Below are 18,898 nucleotides of genomic sequence, written 5' to 3' on the forward strand. Positions count from 1 at the left end.
AAGAGTTTAAAAAGACATTTTAACCCTCAAAAAAACATCCGAAAAAAAGAAGCGGCACTAGTCATCTGACCAGTACCGCTTTAAATTAACGCTCTCACCACAATGATAGGAATTTATTTTTATTCCCACAAATTATTTTTATTTTTTTTCTCCAATCACCTGAATTTGATGATTAGAGCGTAATATCATTATCAACTGCGACTGATAGTCCCTTACTCAACCGGGCCGGTTTTAAGTATTCTTACAGCACTATCTGATGCACAAAGTAATCCCCCTGCCATCATAATCACATCCTTGATCACCAAACGACCGGCTGCCGACAAATAGGGAAATCCATGTTCAGGACCACCCAAATCAGGCACCCATGTTTCCGGTGTCGTAATCAGAAAACTAAGTGTAACCAGCGACATGCCAAAAGTGAGAAGAGCACCTAAGAGCCCCATGCGATCATTAAAAATACCAAAGAGCGTTAGCAAACCAATAATTACGATTACTGTACCCAGAGCATAAGAAAATACATAAGTACCATTCTTTTTATGCCATTCAATATTTTTCTCTACCACTTCGCCTTCTTTATTTTTATACTTTTTATACGCTGGCGACTTTTCATGTAAAAAGAAACTCATTACCGGGCTATTCGCTACAAATGGGATAATACCATCAGCTTCATATTGAAAAGCTTTTAACCCGCCTATCCAGGCCATTACAATAAAAATGGCGATCCGCATAAAATTAAAAAATTGCCGCTGCAACTGTGCTAAAAAAGTTAACATATACATTCAAATTGTTTAATTACAAAAATGAATGAACAGACTCTGTTTTACAATGGACAGATATGGATATTATCTGGACAAATCTGCCACCACAGATATACCAACGTTTTCACGAAATGTAGTTGGTGTAATTCCAGTGTGCTTTTTAAAATAGCGGCTAAAGTAATTCTCGTCGTCAAAATTAAGTTCCGCTGCAATCTCTTTCATACTTTTATAAGTAAGATGAATTAACTTTTTCGCTTCCAGAATTACCCTGTCCTGTATAATTTGCGACGGAGAACGTAAAAAGTAAGTCCTACACTGTTTCGAAAATGTATTTGACGCAATCCCCAGTTGCTCTGCATAAAAAGATGGTGAACGTTCCTTTTTAAAATATACGTCCAACAATGTTTTAAACTGATTGATAGGGTGCTGTAAAAATTCCTCTCCGGGAACAATCTTATCCCCTATTTTAACTTTACTGCTTAAAGCAAGCATCAACTGCAAATAAGCCCTGACCACAGCTACAGAATAAGTATCTTCAAAGCTCAATTCCGCAGCAAGCTTATCAAAAAGCACATGCATCTCTGTGTATTCATCATCATTCAAAACTATAAATGGACGGGAATAAATGTTATTAAATAGAAGTCCATTACAGGCTACCTCCTTTTTATGATATTCTATACAGTAAAAATCGCCATGAAACAGTAATGTCCGTATTTTTAAGTCTTGCTCAACCTCAAAACGAATATTCTGATATGGCGTTGTAAATAACACAATGTTACCATCAAAGTCAAAATCTACCAGATCGACATTTACGTTTCCATTCCCCTTAAACAAATGAATGTGATAAAACTGATCAGGCGGCATACGATTGATGACCTCAACGCTGTTTTCCAATACGGAACAATCCTTATAAACATCCGGGCTTTTAATCATCATTAAAATCTATACGAAACCTAACCTCTTCTAATCAATTTAATGGCTACAATATACCAATTAAATATAGGTAAGACGCTTGAAGTTTGCGTCTCAACTAAAATCACTGTTTTAGTCTGTAAGCAAAGATGATAAACCATGTCTTTCCAAGACGAAATAAAAAACAATCCGGAACGAAGAGCTCGTTCCGGATTGTTTACATGGATGATTTGAGAAAAAAAATTACCTTCTCTGAAGCGAACTCAGGCGCTTTTTCCCTTCAGAAAAAGATGCCAGTCGCAGAAGAGAACGGTTATTTTTTATTTTTTAATCTTCTGATACCTCAACAAAGCCTCCAAAAAGTAATAATCTGCATAAACCAAAGGCACGTCGATTTCAGATTTATGAGGAAGACTCCCTACTGAATGTTTTAAAATAAACCCGCCATTTGTTCCTGGTTTAGCTAAATATTTATCACCAGAGAGTGATTTCAACATCAGCTCCGCTTGTTTAAAATACTTACTTCCATCTTTAACCAAAGTGCTTAATTCTAATAAGCCAGAAGCTGTTAGTGACCCCGCAGAAGCGTCACGAGGGATGTATGATATCTTGTTGGCATTATAGTCGAAATCAGGTGTATAACCTTTTTGCTCTGCATTGAAATCCCAAAAAGGTATTTTATCCTTGGGCAAATTAGGGTGATTGATATAAAAGTCTGCCGCCTTTTGGGCAGCCTCTAAAAAACGTGCGTCTTTAGTTTCACGATACATCATGGTAAACCCATAAATAGCCCATCCCTGCCCTCTGGCCCAGGTAGAATTATCCGAATACCCCTGGTTTGTTTGTTGATGAAGTACTTTACCATCAGGTGCATAATCCACCACATGGTAGGTACTAAAATCAGGCCTGAAGTGGTTCTTCATCGTATTCAAAGCATGGCTTACGGCTACGTCCTTGTATTTAGGATTACCTGTAAGTTTCGATACATAACAAAGCATCTCCAGATTCATCATGTTATCAATAATTACCGGGAATTGCCAAACTGTTTTTTTATCCCATGAAGCTTTTTTATTCCATGATTTGATCAAGCCTACTTTAGGATCAAAACGAGTTAGCGCTGACTCGGCCGACTGGATCAATATTTTGTGATATTGTTCTATCTTTTTTGGATCTTTTTCAAATCTGATGGCATTACCGTAAGAGCAGTACATCACAAAACCTACATCGTGGTGTTGCGTTAAAAACTGGGCCTGTTCTAAAGCTTCTGTCCATTTTGTAGCTGCAGCTTTCCACTCAGGTTTACCAGTATATTCATAAATATACCATAGCCCCCCGGCAAAAAATCCCTGAGTCCAATCCCAGATATCAGTACTCCTTACAGAGCCGTCCGCATTAGTAGTGCGGGGAAACTGGGTGAGATCTGTCGAAGTTTTTAACAGCTGACTATATTGCTTTTCTGCAACTGCAAAATCTTTCTTAAGCAACTCTGATTTGGGCGCAAGCCATAAGTAAGAAGATGTAGAAACAGTAACCACCAGCGCTGCTATCATCAGCAGATATTGTCTTGTCTTCTTGGGATTCTTTAATTCCATTTGTGTTATTTTGATGTAATAAATATTATAATTATAAACTAGGGTTTGGTAATCTTAACTGGCAATTGCTTCACTGCAACAGAAGTACCCTTCACAGTAGTATTTGACGCCACAAAAGTCGCGGTATACTCACCTTCTTTGTAAGTAGGCAAAACTGAATAACTTTCCAGGATTTTATTGATGTCTTTAATTGGCGAACCTGCATCCGGACTAACCTTACGCAAATCTATAGGTCCCATTATAGCCCAAGCCTCCGCAGCATCTGTGGCGGCCGGTGCATTTGCAGCCCCGGTAATAACCAGTGAACCTCCTGTTCCAATAGCAGCAGTGTATACCCATCTGTATTTCTTCACATTATTATCCGGATCAAATGTACTCAACCAACCTAAGCCAGGTATGTTTACACCATAGTTCGTAATGTTTTGGTTAGCGGCAGCAAAATTTGCCTGCGTATACACGCTATTGTCTGGCAGATAATTGTTTAACGAAAGTGTCGAAATTGTCCACTTATCCTGAGCTGTACCGGCAGCAACTTTATATTTAAAAGCGATAAATACCGGCTTACCCTGGTCTGCAAAATCTGACAAGTCAATATCACCGGAATTTAATACCGCAGTATTTGTTGGCCAGGCGGCGCGATCGGTAATATCTTTCCAGTTAGCTTTTAATATATTAGCCATCGTACCGGCGGTATCCTGAGTTACCACACCCTTAGATGTTTTAGACTTTGCCACTACCCCTTGGAAATCAGACGATATCAACAGTTTTAAAGCGTTTGCCTGAGCTCCATTTGCTCTTTGTGAATTGAACTTTAGTTTTGGAGTTCCTTTTGCAGACGTACGATCTTTAAATTCATACCTTTTACCGGGCTCTCCTGAGTAATAAGTAATCACCTCGTGCAGCCCGCTAAATTTGTAAACAATCGTATCGTTCTCGGTAAAAGAACTACTTGTTTGTCCTTTTACATTTGTACTGATCACATCAAGTGTTACCTGTTTCTCTTCAAGTGTTTTGTCGCAGGCTGTCAACACTAACATGCCCGCCAATATGCCTATATTTAAAAATTTCATGATTTCTATATTAAAATATTACCAACCTGAATTTTGAACTGCTTTTTTATTCACTGTAATTTCTGCGGCTGGAATCGGGAGTAATACGTGCTTAGCCTGTACGTTTGAACCACCTAATCCACCATACGAAAAACCACCACCATTTTCTCTGATTTCAACACCTACAGTATTCATTGTAGTCACAAACTTACCCCAGCGAATTAGATCGGGCCTTCTTAGTGATTCGAAACAAAGCTCCATGGAACGTTCGTCCTCGATTGCCTGCTGGAAAGTTGACTTCGTCAAACCACTCAAATCGACAACAGAATGTGCTATGGTCGCAGTAGCTTTGGCCGGTGCACCCACACGCGTAAATACAGCACCTGTACTGGCGGCTGATGAAGCACCGCTTGAATGAGTAGGTGCAGTATTGGTAGAAGTTCCTTTAGTGGTAACGGTATACAAGTTATTTCCAAAAAACACCTGTGCATTTTCCTGATACTCCACACCTGCTTCCCAGGCGGTACCAATTGTAATCGCAGGAACAGAAGTATATCCGGTACCCGCATTCAAAACAGCAATAGCGGTTACCTTTCCATCTCTCACACTAACTGTTGCTTCTGCTGTAGCACCCGTGCCGCCCCCACCAGTTATGGTTACAGGGATGTTATTTAAGGTATTAAGATAGCCTGTATTACCTGATGGATCCACGTTGATGTTGTTTACTACAGAAACCGACATCCCTGAGGCATTTGTAGCGAATCCGTATGCTCTTCTTCTCACCTGATTAATTGCATCGTAAGCCAAATCGGTAGGCCCGTTCAAATAATTCTCTGCTTCTGCAAACATCAGTAACACGTCTGAATACCTCAAAACAGGGTAATTAATAGGGGTAGTATTCTGGTTTTTGTTATCCAAAACATAGGCTTCCCTTCTAAACTTCCCTGCATCACGGTTATATATTTGTGCCGGTGTATAATAGTTATAATAATACCTATCCGTGTAACTAGTGATATATCCAAAAGGAGCTAAATTCCAGTCCCTTCTCAAGTCGCCCGGCTGAAACAAGTTAAACAATCGCTCTGTTACATGTAAAAACCCATAAGAATATCCAATTTTGAGTCCCACATCTGTTGCTTTCTGCATCTGAATTCCACCTGTATTTCCTAACCTTCCATTCGAACCTCTTCCATCGGCACCATTTCCTTTAAACTCTATCTCCCACATGCTGTCTTTAATATCATAAAGGTCATTGTGCATATTGATAAACAACTGTCTGTAACTGGGGTTCAGTCTGTGCTCGCCAGATTTCATTACTTCCAAAGCCCATTTTCTTGCATCATTGTACCTTGCTACCTCCTTTAAAGGCTCACCTGCCATTGTTAAGCATACCCTGGCCAAAATTCCCTGAACGGCAGTTTTGGAAACACGGCCACTGAACCCCAGATCTGATATCTTGCTGGTAAGTCCTTCTGCCGTTTCCATATCTTTTAAAATCTGGGCATAAACTTCTCTCATAGGCGTCCTCACTACCTGTACATCCTCAGCTGAGGGAGATTTTGTAGCTTCAGTTTTGAGTGGTACATCACCAAAATTACTTACCAGTATGAAGTAATAATAACCGCGCAAAAATAGTGCTTCGCCTAAAATCGGTTTGCGTCTTTCTTCATCCATCACTGCAACATCGATATTGGCAATAAGTTGATTAGCCCTTTCTATACCGATATAACATTGTTTCCAAAGATTACCAATCTGTGTATCAGCATAATCAAAATTATAAACCCCCAAACCAGTAGTTTGTGTATTTCTTTGATAAAAAGCCTCATCTGATATATTATAGGTAGAGTTTAAAAAATCACCATACATAACACCTTCTTCCAAAGGGAAGTACAGACCGGCCAAAGCCCCCATTAGCTTGCTTTCTGAATCATAATAGTCTTTTGTGAGCAGCTGATCAGTAGGTACAGTGTCTAAAAACTTCTTGCAAGAGCTTAAGCCGAGACTTAGTAATATAATAGAGAATAATAACTTTTTCATTTGAATTCGTTTTTTCTGTGAATGTTTAAATTTCATATAGCCAAACACTTAAAAAGTAATATTTGCGCCAAATGCCAGGGTCCTGGCTCTTGGATAAGCACTATAGTCAAAACCACCGGTAAGTACAGAATTGTACGTACTAACCTCTGGGTCAAGACCAGAGTAATTGGTCCAGGTATACAGATTTTGAGCTGATACAAAAAGACGTACAGCATTAATCTTAATATTTTTCAATAAATCCTTAGGCATGTTGTATCCCAGAGATACCGTTTTCAAACGTAAAAACGAACCATCTTCTATCGTTCTTGAAGAATAACCTGCGCTTGAAAAACCACCGGCACGATGATTCAAAGAGCCCTGATTATCTGGTGTCCAGCGATCGCTATAGCTGTCAAATTGTTGCAGGAAACTTCCCGCTCTCGATCCTTCGAACACCAGTCGGTTTGTATTTTGAATATCATTCCCGTACGACCATTGAAAAAACACATTCAGATCGAAGTTTTTGTAAGTAAAATTATTCGAAAAACCACCGGTATGTACCGGTAAACTTTTTCCTATAACTGCATAATCTGCTGAAGTGATATTTCCATCTCCATTGATATCTTTATATTTAATATCACCTGGCTGAATAACTGACCGGGCGTTTCCGTTAGCTGTCACATCATCTCTTAAAAGATATTCCCCTGTAGATGTCTTGGTGAAGTCGCTATACTGATAATTACCCTCCCATATAAAACCATACATCAAGCCTAATGGTTCACCTATTTTAGCGATGTAAGAAGGTATGTTTGCATATCCGTTGTCCCAGCTTGTTGTAGAAGGTAAGGTTAGCTGATCTTCTGTAAGTGCCAACACCTTATTCCTGTTGAACGAGATGTTAAAGCTACTCGTCCACTGAAAATCTTTTTTACTGATATTCACCGTATTCAGGCTAAACTCGATCCCTTTGTTAGACACTGCCCCTATATTTTTAAATGCAGTAGTATAACCGGAAGATGTTGGCAGTGTAGCTCTCAATAGCAAATCCTTTGTATTCTTTTTATATACATCAGCAGTAAATGAAATTCTGTTTTTCAGGAAGGCAACATCTAATCCTGCATCGTACTGATCAGTTGTTTCCCACTTAACTTTCGAATTCCCTAAACTAGAGGGATAGATACTGGTCACATATTCGTTGTTCCAGGGATAGGAAGTTCCACTATTGATCCTGTTAGTAGACAGATACGCAAAATCACTTACCCTGTTGTTACCTGTTTTACCGTAACTTATTCTTAGCTTTCCATCAGACAATATTTTACTGTCTTTAAAGAAGCTTTCCTTAAAGAATCTCCATGAAGCACCTACCGAAGGGAAGTAGCTCCATTTGTTATTCGGAGCAAATTTAGAAGAACCATCAGCACGGTAAGATGCCTCTAAATAATAAATAGACTTATAATTATATTTTACTCTTCCAAAAAATGAAGCAAGGTTCCATAAAGAACTACCCGATGTCGGATTCGGCTGAACTAAACCTTCACTTAGACCACTAAGACCAAGCTTTTCGTTGGGTAATAAAGTTGCCCCAAAACCGAATTCGTTACTTTTATTTCCCTGTGCAGAAAAACCGCCCAAAACGTTGACGTTATGATCTTTGGCATAGGTTTTTGTCCAGGTCAGCGTATTTTCGTTCGACCAGTTATTATTATTCGCTTCTCTTATAGATCCATTTACACCACTGGATCTACCCGGAGTAGTAAGCGGACTTCCCAAATATGTTTTAGAATTATTAAAAGTTTCAGTAATTACGCTGGAATTATTAATACCTCCCGTAACCCTCAATTTTAATTCTTTAGTGATAGCATAATCAAGGTAACCGTTAACATTCAAATTAAAGGTTTTGTTATTTCTCAACATGTTCAACTGATTCATAATCGGGTTGAACTTATAATCTGTTCCACTAGCCGTAGTTTCATCAATAGCATCTTCTATGGTATAATCAGATAGCGGCGAATAGCCCCATACACTGTATAGAATCAGCGTTGTACCACTTCCACCGGTACCTTGCGAAGCAGAGTTTCCACCACGTAATAAATAACTATAATTTGCATTTATACCCACCTTGAGTTTATCATTTACAGTTTGATCCAATGTCACTCTTCCCTGATACCTTTTGTATTTAGTATTGATAATGGTTCCTTTTTGGTCGTTTATATTTCCTGAAACGGAATAAACGGTTTTACCTGTTCCACCGCGTAAAGCAAGAGAATAGTCTTGTCTTACTCCAGTTTGAAAAAAGGGCGACTGCCAGTCCGTCGCCGGAACATTCCTGTAGTCTTCAAGTGTCATATTCGGACGTGTCAGCAACCTGTAAATTGGTGTTGGATCAGAAGCAGAACCCTTTGCATCCGGAAACAACTCCAATTGCAATTTTGCAAACTCGTAAGGGCTCATCAACTTCATCGTCTTGATGTTGTTATCGACACTTACCGTTGGATCGAAAGTAATTGCCGGTTCTCCAATTTTACCTTTTTTCGTGGTAATCATAATTACGCCATTAGCTCCCCTCGCACCATATATTGCAGTGGCAGAAGCATCTTTTAGCACGTCGATAGACTCCACATCTTTAGGATCAAACGTATTGAGATTAAATCCCTCCATAGGAAAACCATCGACCACATATAATGGACTATTGCTTTGGGTAATGGAGTTTGCTCCCCTTATTACTATGTTTACAGCAGAACCTGGCTGACCATCTGAGGAGTTCACCTGTACACCGGCAACACGACCAGCAAGCGCTTCATCAATAGAACGTACCGGTGCTTTTACCATGTCCTTCATGTCTACCTGCGCAACAGAACTCACCAGATCACCTTTCTTACTGGTACCATATCCGATTACAACAACATCGTTCAAGGATTTACTGTCTTCCGTAAGTACCACATTCAGCACTCCCTTATCTCCAACATTAACCTCTCTTTTCAGATAACCAATATAGGTAAACACAAGCGTGCTGTTGCCTGTAGATGGGACCTGGATCTTATAACGACCATCTTTGTCTGTGGTAGCACCAGTTTTGGTCCCTTTAACCAACACACTTACACCAGCCAAAGGTGTATTTGGTCCCTGCTCTGTAACTACCCCTGCAACCTGCCTCGTTTGCTGGCCAAAAGTTAAGGCCGAATAGAGCATACACATTAAAAAAATGTAAATTTTTCTCATACTTAAAAAGTTTAAATTTGGTTGTTCGTAATAACCTACGAGATGATTATTAGCAAATCTAATTAGGAACATTTCACTGAAAGCGGTAAAAACAGGTCTATTTTAGGGGGGTTTTTAGTCATTCCCCCATTATTTTCAATTCAATTTTATCCAGGAACAGGCCTGGATTCCACTTCCTGGCATTGATTTCAAAGTTTTTTAAACGCAAGGTATAGATACCTGCGCGTGGTAAATTAATCTGACCAATATGACTTTGTATCTCCTTGTAAAAAAATAAAGTGGCATTAATTTTCTCTTCATCTCTATTTAATTTCACCGGAATGGTTTGCTCTGCGACTTCTAAAGCTCCCTGCTGGTCCGCTCCTGTCCACTCAGGTTTTGAATGGCTGCCTTTTTCATTAGAAGTTATAGTTACCCTGTACCGTCCTGGAGTATGAACTTTAAATGTCCAGGCAGATAGTTTTTTTGAAGCATCATAATGACCATCGATGCGATAAAGAGCAATATTTTTATCCTCCCCCTGTTCTGCCAATGGAGTGGTTGAGATCTTATCGCTTTCAAATGTTGCCACAATAGTTGTAGCCAGTTCAACTTTTGAAATACCTGAAAGCGGTATACTTAATGAGCTCCCTTTATGTTCGAAAGGGAGCGCTTTATCATCCCCCAGAAGCGTTATCTTCACAGGCTTTGAAAGTAGCCCTTTAACATACAGCCTATTGTTTTCCGGCCATTGAGTGATGTTCAAATACAACTTTCCAGGCTTTTGGGTAACGTATCCCCAGGTTTCATCCCATGCAAAAGGAGAACCTTTTGTATAATACAAGGCTTCTCCATTTCTTTCAAGCCAGTTGCCAACCTTCAAAATACTTTCAGTTGCTTCAGGAGGCATCAGTCCATTTGGCATAGGCCCCATATTTAACATATAGTTCCCGTTGCGACTTGCGCAGGCCAATAAAGAACTGAGTATCATTTTTGGTGTTCTCCAATGCGTATCATCTTTCCTGTACCCCCAGGATCCATTGGTTGTTCCCACCATTTCCCATGCCATAGGCAGGTCATCGCCTGTAAAAAAGTTATCATCAGGTGTGTAAAAATCAAATAACATATCCCGGTGCGCTTCCTTTTCGGCCACTTCAGCTCCCACACGTGAACTGATCAGGATTTCTGGCTGCAGGTCTTTACAGATCTTTACAAAACTCCGTACCTCATCACTGTTTAAACCTGTTCCCATATCAAACCATAATATGTCGATTTTACCATAATTGGTTAAAAGCTCTTTAAGTTGCGGATAAGCCTTTTCTTTTAAATAAAGGTCTTTATTCATCTCTTCAGGCTTAAAATCAGTCAGGTTATTCCAGTTCCTCTTACCGCCATTTCGAATGGCATTTTGAGGGTGTTCCCAATCAATATTATGCGAGTAATACAGGCCAAACTTTAGCCCTTGTTTATGGCATGCTTCTTTCAGGGCTTTCACGACATCCTTTTTATAAGGTGTGCCCGCAATGTCATAGGTCGTAACTTTTGAATCAAAAAGTGCAAAACCATCATGGTGTTTGGCAGTTAGCACCACGTACTTCATGCCCGCAGCCTTCGCCAGCCGGGCCCAGTCATCAGCATTAAACTTAACCGGGTTAAACTGTGAAACCAGCTTCTTGTATTCTTCCAATGGGATATGAAGTGTATTCTGAATCCATTCAGGAATTGAAGGGGTTCGTACGCCATTATAGTATCCGGATAAAACTGCATACAATCCCCAATGAATAAACATGCCGTATTTTTCATCTTTCCACCATTTCATGCGCTGCTGGTACTGTTCTTCTGTTTCTACCGGAAGCTGTATGGCTGATGTTGTGTTTCCATAGAAATAAGCATCTACATTAGATCTGGTACCTGGTATGCTATTTCGATTTCCAGATACATTTTCAGGTTTGCCGTCCAATTCCTGTGCAAAGCAATTTGAGCTTAGCAATATTCCTGCAAATGCAGCAATTAAACTTTTATATGGTATTTTCATTTTCAAATAACTTATTTCTGTTCAAGTTCCAGGAATTGAGAAAAACCGTGCTGGCATTCAACCTGAACTATGGTTTGTTGGTTCGAGTAAGTGGTTAGTATTTTTACACCTGGTGCATTTATTGTCCAAAGCCCATTGAGACTTAAGCTCAGCGTCAAAGGCTGACTATTTTTTTCAAAGTCGTTCTTGTTCTTTTTATCTACAGCGAAATTCAGATCTGGCTGTGCCACACTAAGTTTAACACGTCTTCTTTCCTTTTGTTGAACCATCACCATGCAGGGTGCAGAAACTTTGGACAATACATCTTTGCCAGAAAACCCTTTTTCACTAAATAACACATAAGCTGTTATTTTTTCAGGTTTATAAGCTACGATATGAGCGCTGCTGTCGGCTTGCAAAATCCGATATGAATCATCATTTTTTATTTTTTTTGCAAAAGATTCGCCTGCCCGGTCATTCATAAACGGATAAACCACGTACTGATATGCGGCATTTTCAGGTGTGGTACCATGATTAATCCAGGCCGATGCAAAATCACCATAGGTATAAGGTAAATTCTCTTGTTTCAGTCCTGCTTTTAAAGCTTTGTTTATAGAATATTCCCCTTTAAAAGAACGTTGCCTGCTTTGTTGCCAATCTACATCCCCGGCTAAAATATGGTAACCTGTACCCTGCTGGTCAATCAACCAGGTTCCAGCCTTTCCCTGGTAGGGTAAACTTTTAACCATTCCCGATTGCTGGGTATATACCTGATTTTTCGAAAGCGACAACTGAAACAAGTTTGTCTGGACCGGATAATCCGGATCAACCGCAGATATATCAGTCCCTATACAAATCAGCTTTTCTCCGAAAGAGAATACAGACTTTTTCGCTTTTAATTGCCCGGAGAAGCCGCCATTTACTTTTCCTTCGTCCAGCTGCATTGCAAAAACACCATAACCATTCAGACTTACGGCGCCGGTAAAGGTCTGAGTTGAGCTGAACTTCAAAAGCGGATACGGGCTTTCCAGCTTTTCAAATGGTAAATGAATTACAGTTGCACCCGGGTAACGGTTCCAATCCCATCCATCCTCAGAAAAACCACTAGCCTCCTCTCCTTCTTCTTTTAACAATTGCACCGTTCCGTTTGCAGGATAACGCCCATAACGATTGTTAGCAGCATATATCTCAGATGCCCAGAGGTATTTACTATAACCTTTAACAATTGCTGCCCATTTATCTTTTCTATGTACAGCTGTGGCCCCATAAGGAAATACGGTATAGGATTCAGGCTGCTGTGCCGTAATACCTGCCTGTTTAAAGATGTTTGTATTAACCTGATCTTCTTCCCCCCAAAGTCTGATATAAGCACCTGCTACCTCAGGATCAATTTTAGATGTTGCCTCCGGATTTCCGCTCATTGCCAGCGCCAGGCAGGAATTTTTTAATCCTTTAATGGAATTTTCATGAAGTGGGTGCCGCCCCGCATTACCGAATCCCCAACTGTATAAATTGCTGTAGGCAACGGCAGCCAAAAAAGCCTTTTTAAAATGACGATGGCCAGCTTCACTAATTCTGAAACTCGTGCCAGATAAGGCAGACAATATCCGTGGAACAGAAGAAAATGATCCGTAAGCATAAGCAGGGTAATGGCCACGATGGTGCCAGGCTGTTCCATCTATTTTATAACCTTCAGGCTTATCTTGCTGACCTAAAACCACACTCATATAATTGGAGTAAGCTTGAAGCCAGGTCTTCCGTACAGATTTATCATCAGATAGCAGGCCAACCAACAGGCAGCCATAAGACTGGGTATTCAGAAAGTCAAGATCTACACTGAAACTTTGATCAGGCCCAAGCATTTTCCCCAGGTTATTGAGCCATTGCAAACTCCCTCCAATTTCATTAAGTAAACCAGCCTTAGTCAAAGGTGCTTTCATCATATAAAATGCCTCTGTCAACTCTCTAATGGAATAACCGATCAAACTCCGGCTCCCGCCTGAAGCCCCTTCCTGCCACCCCTGGTCTAAAAAATATCTGGTTGCCAAAACAAACATCTTTTCTAACTCCACCTTTTCTTTCCCCTGAACATTTGCTTTGACATAGGCTCCGGCAATTGAGCGCAAAACCTGTCCAAGCGACCGGGCTGAATTTTGAACCTGCGGCCCCTGTTGCGTAGGGTCATGATAAAAGAAGTCATCTCTATGTGTCAAAGGTGGGCCCAGCACCACACCTGTTTCAGTACCATACCGAATACCCAGTTTTTTGAAATCGGCAACAATAACTTCATAATTGTACTCCGCACCTGCACTTTGCAGCATTTTCGAGATGCGCAGTTCCACTTCCGAAAGCTCTTTTTCCTCCAGGGTGGTGATGGGCAGAACCTTCATCCGCTTTGATAAGGTATCAAAATACAGACTAGGCATAAAATGGTCAGCCCCTGCTGGCACTTCCCGTTTAATGAATGGCACCATATAATCCGGACTTTGCATCCTGTCATCTACATATTGAGAAAACACAACATCATCAAAATAAAGTGTACCGGCCAGGGTATTGGCCGTAATTTTAAAGGAATCAAAATCAACAGGTTTTGTAAGCAATGGGATATTTCCCTGCATTTCATAAAAAGGCACCATTAAAGTGCGCCATCCATAAAAATTAAGAGGAAAACTGAACCAAACTGAATCTTTTCCCTGTTTGCTAAAACTTATGGAAGCAGTCCCCTTTTGCGGCGATTCACTATAGACAGAAAAGACAAAAGTAGGACTGGTTGGAAAATTATAATCAAACTTTTGCATCCCCTTTTGTAAAAGACTAAAATAAGAAGTCGTAATAGCTGCATCTTTTCCTTTCCAGCTCCATTTCAATGCCTGCTTTCCATAACGATAATGTTTTGTACTGGTAGAAATGGAACTCTTCCCTGAAAGCAAATAGTTTTTCAGGACATTATCCTGCTCGAAAGATTCTACAAAAGGCCCTTTTTGCGAAAAAGCATTTGATGCAGAAAAACAAGATATTAAGAATAGATATAATAGACAGGCAAAACGCCTTGCTAACTGAATTTCCATCATTTTTACTTATTGGTTTACATTTGGTTTATACACCAAATGTATCAAGCATCCCTTTGGAACAAGGGTGGCTGACTGTTCTTTTTAGAGGGAGTTTATGTTAGTTTAATTAAAAAATCGATTTTGACACGCTGCAAAATTTACTTTCTATACTCAGATGGCAACTGATTAAAAAATGCTTTAAACGATTGGCGAAAATGCTTCTGATCATTAAAGTTCAAAGCAAACGCTATTTCCGAAACTGACATATTGGTGGTGGTTAATAAATGTGCTGCTTTTTTAAGCTTGATGGTCTTGATCAATTCCGCTATCGACTGTCCGGTTAATGCCTTTAACTTACGGTACAAAACAGACCTGCTCATCCCTATCTTTTTTACGAGTTCATCAATTGTAAAATCGGGTTCCATCAGATATTCATCAACAATACTGGTAAAATCCCTTAAAAACTGCTCGTCCGGAGAAGGATTATCTCCTAATGTGTTGGCATTCGTTGTCTGCAGAATAAATTCCCGATGATATTTTTCCACCAGTTTTTTTCTTGATTCCAGCAGGTGGTGTATCCTGATACTCAATACCTCCGGATCAAAAGGCTTCGTGATGTAGGCATCTGCCCCCATTTCATAACCTGATTTTTCTGATTCAAATGTTGTTTTTGCAGTGATCAGTAATATTGGTATATGACTGGTTTGTATATTCGATTTCATCCTTTTACAAAACTCCATTCCATCCATTTCAGGCATCATGACATCACTTACCACAACATCTATAGTTTTCTGACCAGCTATTTTTATCGCTTCATTACCGTTTTCAGCAGTGTAAACATTGTATGAAGTACTAAACAGTCCTGAAATAAAGCGTCTCAGGTCATCATTATCGTCTACTACCAAAATGGAAGCGCGTTTTTCATCATAGCTAAAAGGAGTTTCAGGAAATACCGGTAACTCATATTTCCAGGACATATCCGGTTGATCTACCTGTGTATCATTGTGATCATCAAAATGGGTATAACCAACCGGTCTAAGTTTGTCTACGGGAAGAACAACCTTAAAACAGCTACCTTGATTTTCTACACTTTGCACCTCTACATTTCCCTGGTGCATCGTAACGATATTTTTAACAACAGCCAATCCAATACCAGTTCCGTAGCCCTGCTTAACCTGGTAAAACTGATCGAAAATCATTTTTGTATGCGCATCGGGGATACCTGAACCAGTATCAATCACCTCAACAACGATAGAGTCCGCCTTACCTGTTTCCTTATCATTGTTCTTTACCCTTAGGATAATTGTGCCATCAGCCGGTGTAAACTTGAATGCATTAGATAAAAGATTGTAAATCACCTTCTGAAATTCCAATCCGTCAAACCATACCATGATTACAGGAGCTGAACTTTCAAAAATATAATGGATCTTCTTTTCCCGCGCGTACTCATCGAAATAAGATTTGATCTCTTTCAGATAAGGTACTATATTCTGATGGGCAACCTGAAGCATTGCATTAGCACTCTCGCTCTTTTTAAGATCCAGCAACTGATTGATCAGCAACATCAATGCCCGCGCATTTTTATACATCACCTGATGTTGCTGCTGCACATATTGATCCCCTTTGTTCAACTGAATCATTTGCTGCAAAGGACTCATAATTAAAGTAAGCGGCGTCCGGAAGTCATGCGAAATGTTGGTAAACAACTGGTTCAGGTATTTCATCTTTTCTTTCTCCTGTCGCTCTACCACCAGTTCATTGCGTACTTTAAGCCGCTGCAACGTTTGGCGTCTCATCAAAAATAACACTGAGCCTATACACATAAGGTATAACGAATATGCCCACCAGGTTTTCCAGGGCGCCGTTGCTATGTGAATCTTAATGCTGGTCCCATTATCATTCCATATCCCATCATTATTAGATGCTTTAACTTTAAAAGTATAGGTACCTGCATCCAGATTAGTGTAAGTAGAAGAATTGGTATTCCCCAGGTCGACCCAGTTCTTATCAAAACCCTCCAATTGAACTGCATATTGATTTTTTTGAGGCTGCGAATAATTAAGCGCCACAAATGTGAAGTTCAACATATTGTGATCATGTGGAAGTTCAATTTCCTGACTTTTGTCCCAGACATTGATCAACTGGTTATTTACTTTTATAGCCGTTATATAAACCGGAGGAACATACGTATTGGCCTTAATTTGTGCCGGATTAAAAAAACAGAAGCCATTGGTGCCACCAAAGTAAAGGAAGCCCATTTTGTTACGCATACTTGCTCCATAATTAAATTCTTTTGATGGCAATCCATCTGACTCATCGAAAGTCTTTATTTTATCTGTTTGTACATCAAGTTGAGTAAGACCGCTATTAGTACTTAACCATAAATTATTCTTCGTGTCGGGTAGAATTCCGTAAATCACATCATTGGGCAAGCCCTCGGCAATTCCATAATGCTTGCTTTTTTTTGTAAGAAGGTTATACCTGTATAGACCATCCCCCTCAGTACCAACCCATAGTTCCCCTCCAGGTTTAGTATAAATAGACAATACAGAAACTGATACATTACCTGTGGCATTGTTATTAAATACTATCGGACGGCTTTGAAAAGAACTGATATCCAGTTCGGCCAAACCGGCATCGCTGCCTATTAAAATTCTGGAATTATTTTGAGAAGCGGATATCGTGTAAATGATATCTCCTATCCCCTTCACGTTTTGGGTAATGCGATTTATTTTCCCTGTAGCAGGATTAAGCCTGTTTAATCCACCCCTCGAAGTCCCAATCCAGATGTAACCGTTTTTGTCCTGCAAGAGTGATACTACCCTATTGCTGCTAAGCGTCTCCACGTCTGGACCACTGATGAATTTCTTAAATCTATAAGGGTAGCTTTTTGTATTGAGGTAATTAAGCCCCCCGTCATGCAAACCAACCCACAAGCCCCCTGATTTATCCATGAGCATTGTCTTTACATTATCAGCTGTAATACTATTTGGATCTTTCTCGGAGTGCGTATAGTAGCTAAACAGTCCTGTTTTCTTATTATAAAAGTTTATACCACCCCCTTCTGTACCCACCCAAAGATTATTGTTATCATCTTCTATGATGGAACTCACCACCTTGTAATTTAGTTTACGGTTATTATTACCGGCAGACACATGTTTAAACCTATTGTAACTGCTGCTATAGTAATTTATTCCACCAAAATATGTCCCGACCCACATATCTCCCATTTTATCTTTACAGATACTGTAAACGGAATTCTGACTCAGGCTACTGTTGTTATTTTCATCATGCTGATAGTGTCTGATACTTTTATCAGCTACATTTAATATATATAACCCGTTATAAGTTCCCACCCATAAGTTACTTTGTCCATCTTCCTGTATAGATCTGACAGGATCGGGTATAGATTGTTTTCCGGTATGATAACGTTCAAAACTTCCATTTTTTTTGTTAAATAAGGCAAGCCCCCCTTTATATCCCATCCACAGATTTTGCTCTTTATCGCAATACAGGGAAGCAATAAAGGTTGCATTAGATTCTGCACCGTCCGGAAGTTGATAATGGACAAATTGATCTGAACCTGGCTGATACTGATCAATACCTTTCGAAGTACTGACCCATATTTTTCCATCGGGTGTTTTTAAAAGTGCCTGTATATTACTGGAAGATAAACTATTCCTGTTTTTTTCACTATGTTGATAAACAACTGTCTTGCCTGTTTTTATATCAATTTTGAATAGACCTTCCGTAGTCCCTACCCACAGGTTACCCTTGCCATCCGAACTAAAACAGGAAATTGCCTTTTGTTTATTGTTATCGGCTTGCAACAATTTGTAACGAACAAAGTTATCCGATTTTTCATTATACCTATTCAGGCCATTGGTTGTCCCAATCCATAAATTCCCAAATTCATCCTCAAACGTTGCCATAACAACATTATGGCTAAGGCTGTTTGTATCCCTGGAATTGTACCGGTATTTTACAAACTTCACCCCATCATACTTGTTGAGACCATCCCTGGTTCCGGCCCACATATAACCTTTATGATCCTCAATAAGACTTAGTACAGAGCTTTGGGTGAGTCCTTCTTTTAAGGATATATTGATAAATTTAATATCCTCATATTTTGCAGTAACCTGCGCAGATACATTTAAACAGGAAGAAAGAAATACCAGTACAATGAATATGATAAATTTTCTGAAAACCATTTCTCTGCCGTTCCTATTTTAAAAGGCCCAAAGTAATCAAAAAATCCTGTTGCACATATTTAAATTCTGTACAAAAGTTCAAACCATCTGTTTTAATT

The 18,898-nt window shown here is 39.6% G+C and carries 9 protein-coding genes; all 9 read right to left on the reverse strand.

Translation table 11 applies throughout. From position 1 onward, the window contains the following. Nucleotides 1-212: 212 nt before the first annotated feature. The 9 genes from R2Q84_RS08390 to R2Q84_RS08430 all read right to left on the reverse strand — a co-directional run bounded on the left by R2Q84_RS08390 (nt 213) and on the right by R2Q84_RS08430 (nt 18,800). Nucleotides 213-773 carry a DUF417 family protein gene (locus R2Q84_RS08390; protein WP_316816094.1) on the reverse strand — a complete coding sequence of 187 codons (561 nt, stop codon included), beginning with the start codon at nt 771-773 and terminating at the stop codon, nt 213-215. Nucleotides 774-842: 69 nt separating this feature from the next. Next, nucleotides 843-1,694, reverse strand: a complete 852-nt coding sequence (locus tag R2Q84_RS08395) for a helix-turn-helix domain-containing protein (RefSeq protein ID WP_316816095.1) — start codon at nt 1,692-1,694, stop codon at nt 843-845. Between the two features lie 296 nt (nt 1,695-1,990). Next, nucleotides 1,991-3,262 (reverse strand): glycoside hydrolase family 88 protein, encoded by a 1,272-nt coding sequence (locus tag R2Q84_RS08400; protein WP_316816096.1) that lies wholly within the window; start codon nt 3,260-3,262, stop codon nt 1,991-1,993. A gap of 38 nt (nt 3,263-3,300) precedes the next feature. Then, a complete protein-coding gene (locus tag R2Q84_RS08405; protein ID WP_316816097.1) occupies nt 3,301-4,332 on the reverse strand; it encodes a DUF5017 domain-containing protein in 1,032 nt (343 codons plus the stop codon). A gap of 18 nt (nt 4,333-4,350) precedes the next feature. Further along, complete coding sequence (locus R2Q84_RS08410; RefSeq protein WP_316816098.1) at nt 4,351-6,348, reverse strand: RagB/SusD family nutrient uptake outer membrane protein; 1,998 nt, start codon at nt 6,346-6,348, stop codon at nt 4,351-4,353. Between the two features lie 48 nt (nt 6,349-6,396). Then, nucleotides 6,397-9,546 carry a TonB-dependent receptor gene (locus R2Q84_RS08415; protein ID WP_316816099.1) on the reverse strand — a complete coding sequence of 1,050 codons (3,150 nt, stop codon included), beginning with the start codon at nt 9,544-9,546 and terminating at the stop codon, nt 6,397-6,399. A gap of 118 nt (nt 9,547-9,664) precedes the next feature. After that, a complete protein-coding gene (locus R2Q84_RS08420; RefSeq protein ID WP_316816100.1) occupies nt 9,665-11,560 on the reverse strand; it encodes an alpha-L-fucosidase in 1,896 nt (631 codons plus the stop codon). 11 nt (nt 11,561-11,571) lie between these two features. After that, on the reverse strand, nt 11,572-14,610 hold the full coding sequence (locus R2Q84_RS08425; protein WP_316816101.1) for a chondroitinase family polysaccharide lyase: 3,039 nt from the start codon (nt 14,608-14,610) through the stop codon (nt 11,572-11,574). Between the two features lie 137 nt (nt 14,611-14,747). Further along, nucleotides 14,748-18,800 carry a two-component regulator propeller domain-containing protein gene (locus R2Q84_RS08430; protein ID WP_316816102.1) on the reverse strand — a complete coding sequence of 1,351 codons (4,053 nt, stop codon included), beginning with the start codon at nt 18,798-18,800 and terminating at the stop codon, nt 14,748-14,750. Nucleotides 18,801-18,898: the final 98 nt, after the last annotated feature.

The organism is Pedobacter nyackensis (genome assembly GCF_032678475.1).
Taxonomy (GTDB): Bacteria; Bacteroidota; Bacteroidia; order Sphingobacteriales; family Sphingobacteriaceae; genus Pedobacter; species Pedobacter nyackensis_A.

What these genes read in the sequence shown, in the direction of transcription:
- R2Q84_RS08415 (WP_316816099.1), bottom strand. Translation starts at nt 9,546, where the DNA reads ATGAGAAAAATTTACATTTTTTTAATGTGTATGCTCTATTCGGCCTTA.
- R2Q84_RS08390 (WP_316816094.1), bottom strand. Translation starts at nt 773, where the DNA reads ATGTTAACTTTTTTAGCACAGTTGCAGCGGCAATTTTTTAATTTTATG.
- R2Q84_RS08430 (WP_316816102.1), bottom strand. Translation starts at nt 18,800, where the DNA reads ATGGTTTTCAGAAAATTTATCATATTCATTGTACTGGTATTTCTTTCT.
- R2Q84_RS08400 (WP_316816096.1), bottom strand. Translation starts at nt 3,262, where the DNA reads ATGGAATTAAAGAATCCCAAGAAGACAAGACAATATCTGCTGATGATA.
- R2Q84_RS08405 (WP_316816097.1), bottom strand. Translation starts at nt 4,332, where the DNA reads ATGAAATTTTTAAATATAGGCATATTGGCGGGCATGTTAGTGTTGACA.
- R2Q84_RS08420 (WP_316816100.1), bottom strand. Translation starts at nt 11,560, where the DNA reads ATGAAAATACCATATAAAAGTTTAATTGCTGCATTTGCAGGAATATTG.
- R2Q84_RS08395 (WP_316816095.1), bottom strand. Translation starts at nt 1,694, where the DNA reads ATGATGATTAAAAGCCCGGATGTTTATAAGGATTGTTCCGTATTGGAA.
- R2Q84_RS08425 (WP_316816101.1), bottom strand. Translation starts at nt 14,610, where the DNA reads ATGATGGAAATTCAGTTAGCAAGGCGTTTTGCCTGTCTATTATATCTA.
- R2Q84_RS08410 (WP_316816098.1), bottom strand. Translation starts at nt 6,348, where the DNA reads ATGAAAAAGTTATTATTCTCTATTATATTACTAAGTCTCGGCTTAAGC.